Genomic DNA, 18,198 nt, shown 5'->3' with positions numbered 1-18,198 from the left:
TATAGGATTAATACACAGGAGGAATGACGATGCACTATCAAGCTATTCAATTGAATGAGGAATTTGCGAAATTAAACGATCTTTGGTCTCCCAAACTCATTGGTGAAATGAATGACTATCAATTTAAGATCGTTAAGATTGCTGGAGATTTTGAGTGGCATGTTCATGAGGAGACTGACAAGTTATTTTTTGTGCTCGAAGGGGAAATGATAATTGATTTTCGTGATGGGCAAGTGAAGATTGCTAAAGGTGAGATGTACATTGTTCCCAAGGGAGTTGAGATCAAGCCTTCCGCCGAAAAGGAATGTCATATCATGTTGATGGAACCTGGAAGCGAAGTAAACACTGGCGGGACTAAGGCCGAATAAGCGTCAGTTATTGGAACCAGGATGTCAATTTGCAATATCAGAGTCAGAGAGCCGATAACCGCGTAATAGGGGTTATCGGCTCTGCGTCTGTACGGCTAGCTATTAATCAGCAATCTCTCGGTTATGTCACTTGTTGCTGGTCTTCTTGATCAATTCCACACCATCGTATGCCAGGCTTTCCACACTTGCTGCCTTCTGCAGTAAGTAATGATCAAAAAAATTCTTCGCATAGTCTGTAACAATATTTCGCATCTCCATAGCATCCCGTTCGCCTCTGTGTTCCTCATTAACACTGGTAAACAAGATGTCACAGTAATCCAAATGTGCAACACGATCAACTGAGAAATAATAGGTTTCCATGCTATTGTTAACGCCAATAATTGCATTCATATTATAGTTAGGTTCACAAAACAGTAACAAGAAGGGTTTCTTAAGATCGCTGTCAAGAAGACCAAACGCACCGCTATCCAAGCCAATCCCGCAGGCGAACCGGTCGTCATCCCGGCAAACCATCGCCGTCGTAGGCCCTCCATAAGAATGTCCGACTATACCCATGCCGATGTCAAGCAGCAATCTGCCCTTAAAGATGGAATTCAGCTCTCCAGAGTCCAGTTTGTAAAGATAATCGGCTACATACCTTACATCTTCTGCCTGTGATTCACTATACTCTGTTATCTTGGAAAGTATCGGTAGTGCAAGCACGTTACGGCACATCTCAATGGCAGTTTCATCGTCAGGACGCATCTCCATCTTACCAGCCAACGCCAGCATCTCCGGATCTTCACCAAACGCTGTAATGACATCCGAAAAATCCTTGGATACATTAAACAGGCGCCCATCTTTACGTTTATACATCGTGCTATTCTGATGGCCGATGCTTACCACAACATACCCCATACTTGCCAAGTCTGTACAGAGCACTGTACCCCATTCTGGAGAACCGCCTCCACCGCAAACATAGAATAACACCGGATAGCGCTTTTGCTTCCCGGAGAGAGCAAGGTCGTCGTAACACTGGGTCTTGATATCTATAGAGAAAACATCCTTCAACGCAGTGACAAGTGGCTGCTCATTAAACATCTCGTAGACTTCAGGAAACATGTACGTTGATGTAGTCTTACCTTCGCTACTGTCGGACGGATAATACACAAAAGCGGTCAGTTCTCTTTTGGAGTAATCTGATGCCGTGTACTCAAAATCTATCTGGGTTCGACCAACAGTATAGCCGCCAATTGGTTCTGGAAATGCATTATAGGTTTTCATTTTCTTTCCCCCTTGAGATCGTTAACCATTTCAGAATATTTATGATCTTCAAGCAGTCCATGGCCCATAAATTCAGCAAAGTATTTGCTGATCTTATGTTGCAGCTTAGAGTCCTTAATATCGAATTCTCTAAAAAACAAGATTAAATTAAGCTGCATTGACTCAAACATAAAAGAAATCAGGTCGTCGTCAACATCCGGTCGGAGATATCCATCAACCCTCATTCGGCGTAAAATGTCCTTGATCATGGGGAATGACTCGCCCTTTAACACATTCACATATACTTTAAGCAAAATGTCCTCAGGAATATATGAAAATGTTTTAGTCAGTTTGATTTCCAACTCATTCAGCGGCTCGGTCACCATGCCATTAACGTTACCAAATAAGCCAGTAAGGAAATAGCTGTAAAGGGAATCTTCATTACTGTTACTAAAATATGCAGCTCTTTTCTGGGTCACATTACGTATTAATTGACAATAAAGGTCATCTTTGTCTTCAAAATATCGATAAAATGTTCCGGGGTGCATGGACAAACTATCCAAAACCATCTTCATAGTTATATCCTCGTAAAGGTTATTAACAAAAAGATGCATAGCGCTATTCGATATTTCCTCGCGCCTTGCTTCGTCTAAACGAAAGAAAGTATTTTTGGGCATAGATTACTCCTTAATATGAAGTGTGAACTGATTCACACTATACTGATAATACATTCACAAGTCAAATCGTATTAAGATAGATTGTTCAGAAACTCATTATCATTCGGCGGGCCGACCGGGATCAGCTTGAGACAGGAATTGGGTTCCTGATAACAAAAAAAAGCCGCTAAAATAGCGACTTTTAATGGTACTGATTTACAACCCGAGATCATCCGCGAGTCCTTCTACACCTGTGAAGATGGAATCCCCGTAACCCCAGAAGTTGTTGAAATCAATAATGTAGATTTTTTTGTTTTTAACTGCGTTAATGTTTTGTACCTGTTTGTTGGCAAGCAGCTTTTCAATCGTCTGCTCAGGATCAATGCCACCTGCATACCTCGAAATAATCATCGCATCCGGATTAATCTCGATTAACTTCTCCAGACTGAGTGTGCCCGTTTCATTAATCAGCATATTATGCATATTGATTAATGACATTGCACTTTCAATAAACGTATCACCATTTCCGTTGTAGATTCCAATAGTTCCATCACCATTATCCGAAAATGATGCATAATTGATCGTTTCAGAGCTAGCTCGGGCGGACAAGGCATTCTCGCGTGCTTTAAGCGTCTCAATATATGCCGCTGCATTGGCTTGTACGTTGAATATCTCACCTAATTCAGTAATATCCTGATACAGACTATCTAACGATGCATCAGGAACACTGGTGCTTTGTACATACGTTTTAATCCCCATATCATTCAAGCTGCTTACTGTACCAACACCCCAATCCGCATCCTCAAACAATCCACCACGCCCTACAACCAGATCAGGCGTAGCGCCTATCGTCACTTCCTTACCTACATAGCCTTCAGCAAGCACAGGAATTTTTTTAAACTCATCAGCAATATCTTCAGGTACACTACCAAACAACGCAGCCACACCTACAAGTTTGTCTGTCAAACCAAGGCGAATCATCAGCTCGGCTGCACCTTGGGTATTGGCAACTACTCGTTCGGGTGCCTTGTCAAACGTTTGATCCTTCTTCACCCATGTGCCGTTCTCTGTTGTATAATTTGAAACGGTTACCGGGTAAGTTGTTTCAGCAGGTGCAGAAGCGTCTGCATCGGTTTGTTCCCCATTTGTTGCATCATTCGTGGCGTTGCTCTCCGTAGCTTGCTGTGAGCTTCCATTTGCATCTTCGCTTCCACCATTGTTGCTTGAACACGCTGCGAGCACCAGAATCATTGCAGTAATCAAACAAAGAAACATCCCTTTTTTAACGGATACCAACATGTAAATAATCTCTCCCTTTTGAATTCTCTCTTGTCGTTTAGACCAATATGTAAAATAACTATTGTCAGTATACAGTAAATGTCGAAGTGTGTAAATGAGAACAATAATCAATATCATTCGTCTGATGAATTAAAAGAGATCCTCATATGGTGCCTCTTATTTTGGGCTCACAAAAAAACCAAGTTCATCTCCCCTGTACGGAATTGAACTTGGTTTCTCTTTTATTTATCTATTCATTACGTGCCTGATTAACTTTGGCGATAAGTTCATGAATAACTTCTTCAGGTGAACGTTCGTTCATCCATTGCTGACCGAACATTTGGAATACTTTGATCATCGGGAAATCTGCCCAGAATCCCACAAACTCCTCGTTAAGATATACCTTGTCCGTAACATGCTCGTTCATTTCATTCAGGCAATGCTCCAATTCCTTTTTCGCCACAGGATCACTCATCCACTCACTGAGCAGACTGAATTTGTGGAACGTGATTTCTTCCTTACCAAAGTCACAATGCAGACGTTCCGTAATTCGGAGATCTTTGGACGAGCTACCAAGTGAAATTTGGAAAAATCCGGTCTCAGCCACCCAACGGTTATACTTGGTGTTGTAATATGAGAAATCTCTCTCTTCCAGTTCAAAAGTAATCTTGCGTTTTTCACCCGGCTCCAGTTCAACTTTAGCAAAAGCTTTCAATTCTTTCTCTGGACGGGTCCATGTGCACTCTTCATCGTGAACATACAATTGAACAACTTCTTTTCCCTTGCGCTTTCCGGTATTTTTCAATTGGAAGGACACAGTAACACCGTTATGGGTCTGAGCCACTTCCAGATCCGTATAGGAGAACGATGTGTAAGACAATCCGTGTCCAAACGGGAATTGTGGTGCCAGTTCTTTCCGGTCATAATATCGATAACCCACGAACAGACCTTCGCGATAATACAGCTTGCCGTTCTCCCCGCGAATTCGCATGTGTGAAGGGTTGTCCGACAGTTTGACAGGGAATGTCTCAGAGAGTTTGCCCGAAGGATTTGTCTGTCCGAATAATACATCTGCAATCACTTTACCCATGCCTTGACCCGACAACCAAGAATGAATCACACCAGGTACATGCTGTACCCATGGACGCATCGCCAGTGCGGAACCGCTGCTCGTTACGACAATACACTTGGGTTGAACCGCGGCTACCGCGAGAATCAATTTCACTTGATGCTCGGGAAGATCAATGCCTTGCAAATCATGCATCTCCGATTCCGCATATTCCGGTTGGCCAACAAACAGTACAGCAACATCGGAATTCATGGCTAATGATACGCTTTCCTTGATTAGCTCATCATTGATGGAGTCATCCTCCGGGTACCCTTCTGCAAAAGTCATGGTCATGGCATCACCAGCCAGATTTTTTATCTCGTCCCATGGAATATCGATTTTTGTAGGCGTTACTTTTGCACTGCCCGCTCCCTGTATTCTCGGTTTTTTGGCAAACCGTCCGATCACGGCAATCGACGAAATGGACTCCTGCCCTAGCGGGAGAATCGCGTTCTCATTTTTCAGAAGCACAATACTCTCGGCCGCCGCTTTACGTGCGAGTGCATGATAGTCCGAATCTGGAGAAGAATCCTTGTCTTTCTTGCCCGTTACCCGCTCAACCAGTTTCAAAATCCGGCCCACACTTCGATCCAACTGTTCTTCGGCAAGGCTTCCGTTCTGAACCGCTTCAATGATCGCTTTGGCATTGTAATTGGCAGGACCCGGCATCTCCAGATCAAGCCCAGCCTTCAGACCGCGAATGCGATCATTGACAGCTGTCCAGTCGGATAGAACAACACCTTCATAACCCCACTCTTCTCTCAAAATATCATGCAGCAAATGTTCATTCTCACTTGTATATGTTCCATTCAATAAGTTATAGGAACACATAACCGTCCAAGGGTCGGATTTCTTAATAATTCGTTCAAAAGCGCTCAGGTAAATCTCGCGAAGCGTTCGCTCATCAATTTCCGAACTGGTTACCATCTTCTCGAACTCCTGGTTGTTACCCGCAAAGTGTTTGACAGAAGCGCCCACGCCTTCGCTTTGGATCCCGTTTATAAACGCCGCTCCAAGTTCCCCCGTCAAGTATGGGTCTTCCGAATAGTATTCGAAGTTTCTTCCGCCAAGCGGCGTTCTTTTCATATTGACTCCAGGTCCAAGCAGCAGCTCAACGTCCATGGTTTTGGATTCACGTCCCAGTGCCACACCGACTTCATACAATAAATCCGTATTCCACGAAGAACCGATGGCTGAACCCGTAGGGTAACAAGTTGCGGGTACATTTTCCGATGTAATCCCCATTTCTTCATCGCTGTTTGTTTTACGGATGCCGTTTGTCCCATCGTACATATGAACTGGCGGAATGTTTAACCGCTCGATTCCTTTTGTCATCCACATATTCAATCCTGCGCAGAGCGAAGCTTTCTCCGCCAGTGTTAATGCCGACAACAATTCATTGATTGATTTATCCATAGTACTCACCCTTCTGATATCAATTTTGTTCTTGTTCTTTCTTCAGTTCCTGTGCATCATACAGTTTGAAAAACGGAAACCAGACAATAAATACAATTACCAGGACGACCGCCAGCAAGATAAGCCCATTGAGTCCGGACATAATATAGGTGGACAGGCCGATTGGCGTGTACCATAGCTGGAAGATCTGGCTCGGGATCCGTACCCATCCCCAGTCGAGAGCCAAGTACACAATCACCGGTGTGATAAGTGAGTTAATCCACATCGGTACCATGAGTAACGGATTAAAGGCAATCGGTGCTCCGTACACGACAGGTTCATTAATGTTGAACAAGGACGGGATAATCGTCGCCTTGCCGACAGATTTCAGCTTTTTCGAACGTGCCATCAGGAACCAAACCACTAACGGCAAGGTCGCACCCATACCGCCAATACCCAGCCAGCCGGAGAAAAAGGTTTCAAATGTGTTGATATTGACCGGATCTTGTCCCGCTGCGACAAGAGCTGCATTTTCTTCGATTGCAGGTATCCAGATTGCGTACCAGATCGGTGTCATGACCCACGGGCTTACGCCGAAAGAATACAGTACAACACCAATGAAATTGAACAATAAAAATCCGGTTAAACTTTGCCCTACGGCATTGATCGGCTCAAATACGTTCACGATCAGTCCAAAAATATCAAAATGAAGCTGATATACAAGCAACCATCCTGTTGTTAATACCAGGGCGATCGGGACGAGAAAATCGAACCAGTCCATAATGAATTCGGGAAGTGAAGACCCCTTTTTGAAGAACGAAAATCTGTTGCACATAATCATTACAAGAGCGACAAATACACCTACCAACAGTGCTGTAATCATCCCCGAGGGTCCAAATCGTTCAAGGATGAACTGAATGGTACCGTCTTCGTTTACTGTCGGGTTAAGCAGCATAACGAACAGAGATATCCCCGTCATTCCCGCAAGCAACTTGATTTTGTGTCGTTCTCTTTTTTCCATCACGACATAAGGCGTCAAAAAAGCAATAAACAACCCCAGCAAACCGAAACTGAATGTCGTGATAGGTGTCAGGTCCGGCATTCCCGGAATGAAATCCTGTAAAATCGAAATCAATGTAATAATCGAACCGATGAAAATCATCGGAATGGCGACCATGATGGCTTCTTGAATCGAAGAAACCCAAATATTGTTCGTAAACGCCTCCAATCTTGGCGCAAACGAATCTGTCATCCATTTCATGAAACGCTTCATCCAAAACTCCCCCTATCTTCCTCTAAGCTGCCACAACCATAGTATATCGATTTGTGTTAACGCTTTCTTGTTGGAACTTGCCGCATCATGGTTCGTTTTTTGCCCAATCTATCGCTATAGTTCTAGCTTGCCAGCCTGAACAAGAAATAAACAACAAAAAACATCCCTTCATTACTGAAAGGATGTCTTAAAAGCACTTTTTTTTAATATTGTCTATCCAAAATGAGCAGCATTACCCCATGCGGTGGAAGCAAAATTTCTCTGTGCCAACTTTCATCTCTAATCATCTCTGTCCCCATCACGGGTCCACTCCTCCCGTTTAAAAAGAGGATTTCTTCTTCCGTCAAGGAATAGGGCGATCCCATGCGGGCCCACTCATCAAATACCGATCCATGCTCCCGATCCAGTTGATAACTGGTGCATTTATAAGGTCCCTCGAGATTGCTCAGGGTAAGTTCATAAGCTTTGCTGCCTTTTTCCTCAAATACGTCATAGCGGGTTGAGCTGGATAATTCCGACCAATCCCCACTTGCAAACAGCTGGTCTACATGCACATAGTGATAGAACAAAAATTGCATGCTTCCATCCCTTTTTCGGGTTCCGACATAACCGTCTCCCTTGACCATCAGCTCATCCCCAAGCTTTTGCATAAGCTCAAATGCATAATAGCTGGGTTTCTTCAGCCCATCGCGGTTAATCAGGCCAAAACCTCCGTAGAAAGGAGAAGCGGGAACGATACTTTCTTCGAATACATCGGTAAAGGACCAGAAAGCCATCGCTTTCACGTCACCGAGTGTGTTCATGGTGTGGTAAATGACAAACGGAGCCATGAACATGGTATCGTGCAGCAAGTTACGGTCATACAGCGAAAAGTTCCACTCGGTGACATGAAGTTCAACATGACCGTACGATGACGCATTCATTTTTTGCCGCATAAGTGCAATACTCTCTTTATAAAAAGCAGGCGGCATGATTTGCGTTAAACGATCGTCTTCAACTTTTAGCTTTGGATACTCCGAATAGATGTGGAACGAATAAAAGTCGAGAGCCACTTCCCGCTTGCGGCAATAGGACAAAAATTCCTCAGCCCAGGTATCGTTCCAGAGAGATCCGTAACCCATAGCTGGCCCCCCCACCTTCAGTTCCGGCAAAATCGATTTGATGGCATGAACGGTCGATTCGTAAAACGTAAAGTATTCTTCCTTGCTTCCTGCCCAACAAACACCCGCCAGGTCAGGCTCGTTCCATACTTCGAAATACCACTGCCTCACTTCTTCCGCCCCATAACGATTCAAACAATGGCGAACGAATTCACCAACAAGCGCCTGCCACTTGGCAGGGTCGGATGGCGGGCTAATATTCCCCCTCCACCAAAACAGCGTTTCTTTGGATCTCGCCAGCTGGCTCGGCATAAAACTTAATTCCACAAATGGCCGAACGCCCTGATCCAGCAGGAAATCATACAACTTGTCCACATAAGACCAATTATAGAGGGGAGTGCCCTGCTCGTTCTCGCTGTACACCATCATCTCGTCATTGAAGATGCCGTGAAATCGAATATATTGAAAAGGTACTTTTCCTTTCAGCGCCGAGAGCTGCTTCCGCCAATCTTCACGCAAACCTTCAATGGCTCTCCCTGCCGTCATGGTCATATTCCAGTGCTTTTCGTAGACAGATGACGTCTGATCCGCACGAATTTCAATACAAGTTTGGTCTGACAGATGTGCAGACGGTACAGAGAGCGTGTCCTGACCGGCATCAACCTTAACATCCAGATATCGATACAGTGAACCAATCGCATTCAACGTTTCCATCTCGTAATAATCTCCGCTTGAAGACTCCTCATACGTTTTGGGTTTGCGGTTCACATTCAACTGATGGAGTTCCGGTGTACGAGAAGCTTCCCGATAGGAACCTGGCGTACAGCCGTACTTTTCCTTGAAGTATTTGTTAAACAGCTTTACATTGGCAAATCCGCAATCCAGCGCGATCTCCGAAATGTTTTTATCGTTTGCTGCCAGCTGAGCCTGAGCCTTCTCCAAGCGAATGAGCGTCAAGTACTTTTGGAAAGGTATCCCGATTTTATCGGTGAAGAAGTGAGAGAAATAATGCAAACTTAAATGTTCAGAATGCGCCATATCCTGCAGTGTAATCTTCTCATTGTAGTGTAAATCAATATATGTGAGGACCCTGTTCAGTCTTTTATAATCATAATCCCTGCTACCATCTTCCAATGCGGAATTCGTTCCACTGGAAAAATACCTCTGCAGGCATCCGCATAACAACTGTAATCTGCCCATTGTGAAATTTTGATAACCCGGCGTTTTTTTGTTGATCTCCCACACCATTTGCGCAAGATATTGTTTAATACTTTGCAGGTGAGGAGCGTTTTGTTCCACGTTCATAGCAGAGTTACAGGAGATAAACGCATTATTGTTCATCAACTCGGGACCGAACTGCAATGTTAATAACACATTGTCCTGATTGGTTCGTTCGATCTTGTGGACGGACATACTGTTAACCACAATCACATCATCTTCATGCAGTGTATATTGCTGCTGGTCCAGATACATGATGATTGAACCGTGGAGAACATATACAACCTCCACTTCCTTGTGCCAATGGAAATCAATATGTTTTACCGAGTTCACGAAGAGTTTCATAGGCAGATCGTCCTGATGTTGAATAAACTCATATAGATAGCGAATTGTCTGCACCTTCCTTCATACCGATTATTATAGGCACAGCATTTTGAAGATATCAACAAACTAAACAGTAATAACAAAAAGCCGATCAATTAAGGTTCAATTGATCGGCTTTTCTATATAAATATTCAAACTACCTATTCAACTAGATGCACTACTATCTTACCAACCGCGGTTGGACATGCGCTCTTCTGGAGCCAATTTAGAAATTTCGATCCCTTTCATCGGGGCGCCCAAGTTTTTGGATACTTCGGCAATCAGTTTGTAATCCGTGTAATGTGTTGTAGCTTCAACGATTGCACGAGCGAATTTCTCAGGGCTATCGGATTTGAAGATACCCGATCCTACAAACACACCGTCTGCTCCAAGGTGCATCATTAATGCTGCGTCTGCCGGAGTAGCTACACCGCCTGCTGCAAAGTTAACGACAGGAAGTTTGCCGTTTTCATGAACTTCGCGCAGCAACTCATAAGCTACACCCAGATTTTTCGCTTCAGCGTACAGCTCGTCCTTGGACATGTTTTGCACTTTGCGGAGCTGGCTGTTAATTAGACGCATATGACGAACTGCCTCAACAATGTTGCCCGTTCCAGGCTCACCTTTTGTACGAATCATGGATGCACCCTCACCAATACGGCGAAGAGCTTCTCCCAAATCTTTGGCTCCACATACAAATGGTACAGTGAATTCATGTTTATCAATATGGAACACTTCGTCTGCAGGAGTAAGAACTTCACTTTCATCGAGATAGTCCACACCTAGGGATTCAAGCACTTTGGCTTCTATGTAATGACCGATACGTGCTTTAGCCATAACTGGAATAGAAACAACCTTCATAACCTCTTCAACGATGGTTGGATCTGCCATACGAGCTACACCGCCGGCTGCGCGAATATCAGAAGGTACCCGTTCAAGAGCCATAACAGCTGTTGCCCCTGCCGCCTCAGCAATTTTAGCTTGCTCTGCATTCATAACGTCCATGATGACGCCACCTTTTTGCATCTCAGCCATTCCTCTTTTTACACGATCTGTACCTGTTTGCATGATTGTAGTCCTCCTAATTAACTTTTGGGTGGTTTTCAATAAAGGCATCGCTCTAATCTATGATTTAGTATAGAATGAGAATGGTCATATAAAAAGATCCAATATTTTTGGTTTTTATTGTACCACTTCAATAATAACTCTGGAGGTCCTATGCAATTTCATGTAGCTTACAGTTCATATCTGAACCGAAAATATACGAAGATGAAAGCTCTATATCATGCCATTCGTGATGCAATTCATGAAGGTAATCTTATACATGGCGAGAAGTTACCCTCTACTCGAGAGTTAGCTGCGACGTATCACATCTCCAGAGGAACTGTGAATCAGGTCTATGATACGTTGACTGCTCAAGGTTACATTCATTCAGAGCATGGAAGAGGAACCTTTGTTGCTTATCAGTTGGATTTGAACAATAATGCGGCCACCGTGAAAGCTTGTACCCATCACTTATCCGCCTGGGGAAATCGTATTCAGCAGTTTGAACAGCAGACGATTCAGAGAAATGCACCAGCCAATGCTCATACACATGATTCCAGAATGAATAGCGATGAAGTGATCGACTTTAGCAAATATCAACCTGATTTCTCCAAGTTTCCTTACGATGAATGGAATAATCGATTGTATGCAGAGATAAGGCAGCGTGAGCATCACCTGAAAACAACATCTGCCATGGTTAGTTCAACCGGGGATCCAAAATTGAGAGAAGCCATTGCTGCCTATCTTCGGAGGATGCGGGGCATTCAAGTCGATCCGGATCATATTGCAGTAACTGCAGGCTCTATGCAAGCTATAGCTCTACTCACTCAATTACTTGCAGATCCTGGGGATTATGTCGTGACAGAAAGTCCTTGTTATGTCGGAATTTCTAAAGCCATATTGGCTGCGGGTGCAAAGTTGATTGAAGCTAATCTCGATGGTCAGGGCGTTGTGCCTCAAGACTGGGAAGCACGTATGTTGTTTGTCACGCCGTCACGACAATTTCCTACTGGTGAAATGCTCAGCCTGGAACGCAGACAAACCTTGCTGGACTGGGCACAGCGAAATGATGCCATGATTGTTGAGGATGATTATGATAGTGAATTCCGATATCGAGGAATGCATGTTGAACCACTGAAAACACTCGATAAAGCAGGACGTGTAATCTACCTGGGTAGCTTTACCAAAACCTTGCCTTTAGAAGTACGACTTGGTTATGTGGTTCTTCCCCCTACCTTGGCTGACACCTTTAGAAAGGCACAGGCATTATATGAGCCAAGACCCGTCAACCTGATCGAACAACGGGCATTAGCTGCATTCATGACAAGCGGTCAATATGAGCGTCATCTGCGCAGAATGAATCGATTATACAGTCGCAAATTCCATCTGTTACTCAAACTTTTGAACAAAAACCTCTCTACATGGTTTGATTGGGTGGAGAATGAAGCGGGTCTACACGTGTTTGGTTGGTGGCGAGGTAATGTGACCACTTATGAAGCCTTTCGGGAATCGGCTAGGTCACAAGGTGTGGTATACTCAGAAGTCAGCAGTTCAACGTCTGTTGGTACGAAGTATGGTATCTATTTGTCTTTTGCACATTTGTCAGATGAACAATTACAGGAAGGCGTATCCAGATTAAAAAATGCCGTTACAACTGCATTGTAGGGTAAATCGTCTCCAAAGTGAGTACAAGAAGATCATCATTCGGAAGAGGGGCGATCATTATGAATTGGTTAAATGAACTTTACAAAATTAATAAGCAGGAACCGGACAAGGAAATCGAACGTTCTTTGATTAACGCCATCTTCCGAATATATGACCGGTTCCCCCGAATCGGCCTTAGAGAGCGGATCGGACAGCAAGAAATGTCTCTCGATATCGCCGATGCTTATATCCATGGACATAATGCCATGATTGAAGCTGGTGTCGGAATTGGTAAGTCTTTTGCGTACCTGATCCCAAGCCTGCTCACGAATCAAATGTCTCAGAAACCAGTCATTATAGCTACCTCCTCCATTCAGCTCTCGGAACAGATACATAAAGATTTAAGGATCATTGGTAGTCGGTTGGGATTCTCAACGGTTCGCTCCGTCGTGGGAAAAGGCATGGGTCAGTATGCCTGCCGAAGTAGAGCAGCGGAATTGATCAGTCTTGATGATGCTAACTCCTCCGTGTCTACCCTTGCGCAGCGCATATTAGATTATGAAATTGATGAAAGAGCCGATATTAAAGCTGGGGTTAGTGATGCTGAATGGTCCCACGTTTCCGTGAATGATTGCAAATTTGAACGTTGTCATCATAAAACTGCATGTTTGTTTTACGACATGAGAGCGAAATTAAATGCAAAAGCTCACGAGATTGATTTTATTATCGTGAACCAGGACTTGCTCATACGAGATTTGATGAAGAAAAAAGAAGGAACCAAGAGTATCATCTCGGAACAGCCTGCTCTGATCGTCATTGATGAAGCGCATAATCTAGAAACAAAAGTTCGGGATGCCAGAACACTTGAGTTCACTTATCGGGGAATTTGCTGCATTCTGGATACCACGGTGCAGCTTCTAACGAAACAGTCCGGGGATAAAAGTCTCTTCTCACAATCCAAGTTCATCAAAAACTGCGCTGAGCGCATCTTCAAACAGGTAAACGCGGATTTGCTCCACCATGCCAAGCAGGATAACGACCGAATCAAAGTGTCGGAAATCAAAGGAATACCGTTAAACCAAGTCTTAAACGATTTAAAAGATCTCAGTCTGCGCCTTTCCATTTTGACCTCCCGTCACGAGCGGGAAATCGATGACGCTTTTGAAGCCATCAATGGGCTTATTACCCTCATTAGTGTCTTATCTGAAATTGAGGACAACTATCTCAGATGGGCAAGCAGTCCCCTTAGAGTAGCCACAATCAGCATCTGTCCCAAAGATATAAGCCAATTTCTGAAATACGCTTTATTTAATGGCAAGGTACCTGTAATCCTAACATCAGCAACGCTGTGCCAAGGCGGGGATACGCTGGAGGAACAATATTCTTATATGACGCACTCCCTCGGTTATAAGGGAGATTTCCTAGAGCGCCAACCCTCCCCTTTTGATTACACCAACCATGCCATGATGTATATTTCGAACAAAGTTCCCTATTACCACCACGATCAACGCGAAAACTATCTTGAAGCAGCGTACAACGAAGTGATTCAACTCTGTAATCTAACTCAGGGAAGAACAATCATCCTTTTTTCAGCAAAAGAGGACATGAAGTACATTCACAAAAAGTTGATCTCAAGGGCTAATGAATACACATGGGCAGTCCATGTTCAAAAAGAGGGATCATCCCATGACAGTGTCATCGCCGAATTTAGGAAAAGCAAAGGTGTACTGCTGGGTACCGGTGTATTCTGGGAAGGTGTGAATATCGAGGGTTCTGACCTGTCACAGGTCATTATTTTCCGTCTGCCCTTCCCTGTTCCATCGGATCCTGTTTATGAATATAAGGCATCTGTAACAGAGAATCCGTTCATGGAGGTGTTTGTACCGGACATGCTTCTTCGGTTACGGCAAGGAACGGGACGCTTGATCCGTAGTGAAACGGACCTTGGCATACTCAGCATACTTGACTCCCGTCTTAGCGCAGCGGCTAAAAAGAATTACCGGGAACAGGTGCTGAACACGTTGCCGTTCAAAAAAGTGACGGAGGATTTTGCGGTTTTGGAGAAATTTGTTCAAAATAAGGGGATACGACGAACGAATTAGAAAGTGTTACAACCGAACGATATAAACTGTTCAAATCACATGAAACGGCCCTTCCGCTCATAAAGTGGAGGGGCTAATTTCATGCTGTAGGATATATGATACAATATATTCCAGAGTTTTGAATCCCAAAGGAGGCATTACCATGGTTGAAAGACCAACTACAGATGAATATGCAGCTTATTATGAAGGGTACATCCAGCTTGTTCCTGAAGGAAACATCATCGAACGCTTAGAGCTGCAAGCCAACATCGTACCAACTTTGCTCTCTTCATTGACAGAGGAGCAAGCAAATTATCGGTACGCCGAAGACAAATGGAGCGTGAAAGAGGTCATCGGCCACCTTTTGGATAACGAACGCATCATGAGCAGCCGATTGCTTCGCATCGCCCGAGGTGACCAAGCGAATCATCCCGGTTACGATCAGGACGTGCTTATGCAGACCCACCCTTTCAATGCATATACCCTGGCCGATTTGAGCGAAGAGTATACCGTCACACGTCGCTCAACCATTCTTATGCTCCGTCGCCTCACCCCGGAAGCATGGCTCTGTAAAGGGATCGTCAGTGATAATCCTGCTTCAGCTCGATCGATTGCATTTGTTATGGCTGGACATGAGCTCCACCATTTATCCGTACTTCGCGATTGCTATTCGTTAGACTTGAAATTATAAAATTCATCCAAAAAGACTTTGAACCTGCATTCGCAGTAGGATCAAAGTCTTTTCTCATCAGTCGTTTTATCGTTCGAATTATCGTTCAAAATGAATCAGAAGTGTATCCTCTTCCAAAGATAACGTGGAATAATCATTCAAAATCGGAATGTCTTCATTGAATTCAATGGGCAGGACCACATAGCTGGATTGAAAATAATCCGATCCGTTCCAGCGATCTGCAAAGTATAGGTACTCCTCCGCTGTTCGTTTCAGCACAAACGCTGGCTGCGTTCGGTAAGTCGTTTCATCGCCAAAATCGCTTAGCATCCCCCATGGTCCATCCATCGTATCCGCCATCGCGTATTTCCCTTGATTGGGGTCCCAGCCTGTGCAAAATGAGGTCAGCATATAATACTTGCCATTCCGTTTGAAGACAGCTGGCACCTCCCGATATTCCCCTTGCCACAGCTTTCCGACAAGACTTTCTACATTAAGATAATCCTTCTGCAGACGATAGATGTGCAGGTCCGCATTGTCTCTGGCAGCCGAAATAAAATATGCTGTCCCGTCATCGTCCTGAAAGAGCGTGCAGTCACGCGACATATACCCGTACGGATTAAAGCTGCCATGATACACGAAATGGCTATCCGGAGAATCCGATGTGGCAATGGCGCATGCGGCATCGTTGTAATTATTACCATTCTCATAGTGAACCCAGAGGACGAACTTCTTTGTCACCGTGTTGAAAAGTACTTTAGGCCGTTCAAGATTCACCTTTCCACCTTTATCGTTCACTAATGCCAGATTCGTCCTTACTCGAATGGGTGCAGCTGGCGTAGAGGTCGTTAAGATATGGTTTCGAAACTCCCAGTTGAATAGATCTTTGGAACGGTAACAACTCACATATATATCGTCTCTCCGATCTTCGCCATACCAGTAATAATAGTCGTCATGGAATAACATATGTCCACCATGGGCATGGATGGGCTGACCGCTTGAATCATTCCAGATGCCGCCATTGGTTAATTGATTATTCTGCGCTTGTTCCAAATATCTTCACCTCCCATAGCCTTGGTGTGTACCAATTGTTAGGGTTGTTATGAAGTGCCGCATTTTGCATATTAATTCGTACATACCTGGCAGTAGTGCTCGATAGCGTATCTGATGTGAAACCGTAAGATGTATTATTGGTTCGATCCAATGCCACGGTCCAGTTCACATTGTCCGTACTGGTCTCAATTTTATATTTGTAAAATCCTTCGGAGCCTTTTTGCATCCACCAGGAGATTTGCACATTATTCAATTGTTGAACAGAGCCAAGGTCGACCTTCCACCAATGTGGCCAGGAGCTGCCTGTGCCGACCCATTCGGTTTGATAGTTACCATCATTAGCATAACTTGCCGGGTTCGTTCCGGTAGCTGTTTGCGCTGTTGCAGGTTTACCTTGTGACAGCAGTTTTCCATTCTGAACAGGAACAACGATATCATCGCTCGTGTTGTACAGCACTTGATCAAAATAATCATAAAATGCGTAACCATCAGAGAACCAAACGGGCAGCAGTCGTTCCTCCGTTGTTCCATTTTGCGTGCCTGCCCAGCCGAACATCCAGCGATACGCAACCATAACCACGTTGTTACCCGTATCTGGCTTCACCCGCATGACGGAACCCGACTGCGCCGAGAAGGTTGACGTGTTGCCAATCGTCCGTAATTCAGACCAATCTCCGTCTATGTTTGTTGCAGATGAATACAAAGGTATACTCGGATACCAACCTGCCGCTTGGGAAGAGAACAAGTAATAAATGTCATCCTTTTTGATCATCTTGGGCAGTTCCCTGTGTTGATTCTGATAAATAACAGAAACTTGATGATCCACATCCAACCAATCGGAGGTTAACTTATATAAGATGGTGTCCGAATTATTATTGGCGGTAGAGATCAGATACGCCGAATCATCATCATCTTTGAAAATCGAGATATCTCTGGATTCGTTTCCTTCAGGTCGAAAGCTTTTGTGAAATGTAAACTCTTCTCCAGGTGTGGCCGAAGCCACAGATACCCTGGCAAGTGTGTAGTCTGTACTGTTCTCATAGTGAGCCCAAAAAACAAATTTGTTCGTAGGCGCATGGTAGAGGATATTAATCCCCTCAAATTTAGAATTCGCCAGATCGGGATGATCCGTGTAAGAAAGGACCACTTTGTCGTTACCGTAGGTGATGTCATCCGTTGATGTCTGTTGAATCATTTCTCCAAAACCACCTGATGACTTTTGCACGAAATTAAATCTGTAATAGGTATCCCCCACTTTAAGTTCATTCGGGAGCATAAGCGTTGATTGCGTTGTGTTATCAAAAGTTGTGAGGTCTTCTGGAAGGCTGTAAGGGGTATATTCTGGCGAGACAGCGGAGGTTAACAAGGAAGTTCCGCCATATGCCTTCACTTGATACTTGTACGTGTTACCTATGTTGAGGTCATAATCATCCGTCGTTATACCGTTTAAGGTCTGTAATAACTGATAGGGTTCATCGTTCTCGGATCTATACAACTCGTATGCAGTCGCTCCCTGGACAGGTGCCCAATGGATTTTGGCATTGGATACTTCGGATTCATTCTTCAGCACAAACAGTGTTGCAGCAATATGAGTCTCTTCACCAGCAGCATGAACGGTTTGAGCTGAGGACGTTAAATGCACTGTTAACAACATCAATGCAATGACGATAGCCATCCACGATTTACCTTTGATCATGTCTCATCA

General features: G+C 44.2%; 13 protein-coding genes. 4 read left to right on the top strand and 9 right to left on the bottom strand.

All coding sequences use genetic code 11. From position 1 onward, the window contains the following. The first annotated feature begins 29 nt into the window (after positions 1-29). Complete coding sequence (locus V6669_RS15645) at positions 30-368, top strand: cupin domain-containing protein (RefSeq protein WP_338586797.1); 339 nt, start codon at positions 30-32, stop codon at positions 366-368. 126 nt (positions 369-494) lie between these two features. On the opposite strand, the gene V6669_RS15640 is transcribed toward V6669_RS15645, so the two are convergent. The 7 genes from V6669_RS15640 to pdxS form a co-directional block, all read right to left on the bottom strand. Then, positions 495-1,631: a choline esterase gene (locus tag V6669_RS15640; RefSeq protein WP_338586796.1), complete on the bottom strand. Its 1,137-nt coding sequence runs from the start codon at positions 1,629-1,631 to the stop codon at positions 495-497. Next, positions 1,628-2,287, bottom strand: a complete 660-nt coding sequence (locus tag V6669_RS15635) for a TetR/AcrR family transcriptional regulator (RefSeq protein ID WP_338586795.1) — start codon at positions 2,285-2,287, stop codon at positions 1,628-1,630. Before V6669_RS15635 ends, V6669_RS15640 begins: the two co-directional genes overlap by 4 nt. A gap of 195 nt (positions 2,288-2,482) precedes the next feature. Further along, entirely contained in the window at positions 2,483-3,565 is a 1,083-nt protein-coding gene (locus V6669_RS15630; RefSeq protein ID WP_338586793.1) for an ABC transporter substrate-binding protein, read from the bottom strand. 229 nt (positions 3,566-3,794) lie between these two features. Beyond that, positions 3,795-6,068: a glycoside hydrolase family 3 C-terminal domain-containing protein gene (locus tag V6669_RS15625; protein ID WP_338586791.1), complete on the bottom strand. Its 2,274-nt coding sequence runs from the start codon at positions 6,066-6,068 to the stop codon at positions 3,795-3,797. A 19-nt stretch (positions 6,069-6,087) separates the two neighbouring features. After that, positions 6,088-7,320: a PTS transporter subunit EIIC gene (locus V6669_RS15620; RefSeq protein WP_338586790.1), complete on the bottom strand. Its 1,233-nt coding sequence runs from the start codon at positions 7,318-7,320 to the stop codon at positions 6,088-6,090. A 203-nt stretch (positions 7,321-7,523) separates the two neighbouring features. Then, positions 7,524-9,983 (bottom strand): helix-turn-helix domain-containing protein, encoded by a 2,460-nt coding sequence (locus tag V6669_RS15615; RefSeq protein ID WP_338586788.1) that lies wholly within the window; start codon positions 9,981-9,983, stop codon positions 7,524-7,526. 204 nt (positions 9,984-10,187) lie between these two features. Further along, the gene (pdxS, locus tag V6669_RS15610; protein WP_200869424.1) at positions 10,188-11,072 is read right to left on the bottom strand and encodes a pyridoxal 5'-phosphate synthase lyase subunit PdxS; all 885 of its coding nucleotides are present in this window, start codon (positions 11,070-11,072) and stop codon (positions 10,188-10,190) included. A gap of 147 nt (positions 11,073-11,219) precedes the next feature. On the opposite strand from pdxS, the gene V6669_RS15605 reads away from it, so the two are divergent. From V6669_RS15605 to V6669_RS15595, 3 genes are all read left to right on the top strand, one after another. Next, positions 11,220-12,710, top strand: coding sequence for a PLP-dependent aminotransferase family protein (locus tag V6669_RS15605; RefSeq protein ID WP_338586786.1), 1,491 nt, complete (start codon positions 11,220-11,222; stop codon positions 12,708-12,710). Between the two features lie 59 nt (positions 12,711-12,769). After that, the gene (locus V6669_RS15600) at positions 12,770-14,791 is read left to right on the top strand and encodes an ATP-dependent DNA helicase (RefSeq protein ID WP_338586784.1); all 2,022 of its coding nucleotides are present in this window, start codon (positions 12,770-12,772) and stop codon (positions 14,789-14,791) included. A gap of 142 nt (positions 14,792-14,933) precedes the next feature. Next, complete coding sequence (locus tag V6669_RS15595) at positions 14,934-15,461, top strand: DinB family protein (RefSeq protein ID WP_338586783.1); 528 nt, start codon at positions 14,934-14,936, stop codon at positions 15,459-15,461. 78 nt (positions 15,462-15,539) lie between these two features. Here the strand turns inward: V6669_RS15595 and V6669_RS15590 are convergent, their stop codons facing one another. Next, the gene (locus V6669_RS15590) at positions 15,540-16,493 is read right to left on the bottom strand and encodes a family 43 glycosylhydrolase (protein ID WP_338586782.1); all 954 of its coding nucleotides are present in this window, start codon (positions 16,491-16,493) and stop codon (positions 15,540-15,542) included. Next, complete coding sequence (locus V6669_RS15585) at positions 16,474-18,189, bottom strand: discoidin domain-containing protein (RefSeq protein WP_338586781.1); 1,716 nt, start codon at positions 18,187-18,189, stop codon at positions 16,474-16,476. Before V6669_RS15585 ends, V6669_RS15590 begins: the two co-directional genes overlap by 20 nt. Positions 18,190-18,198 lie beyond the last annotated feature (9 nt).

Origin of the sequence: Paenibacillus sp. Y5S-9, assembly GCF_036894235.1 — a bacterium.
Classification (GTDB): domain Bacteria; phylum Bacillota; class Bacilli; order Paenibacillales; family Paenibacillaceae; genus Paenibacillus.
The sequence above is the reverse complement of the archived record's forward strand: the minus strand, read 5'-3'. Positions and strand labels throughout refer to the sequence as shown.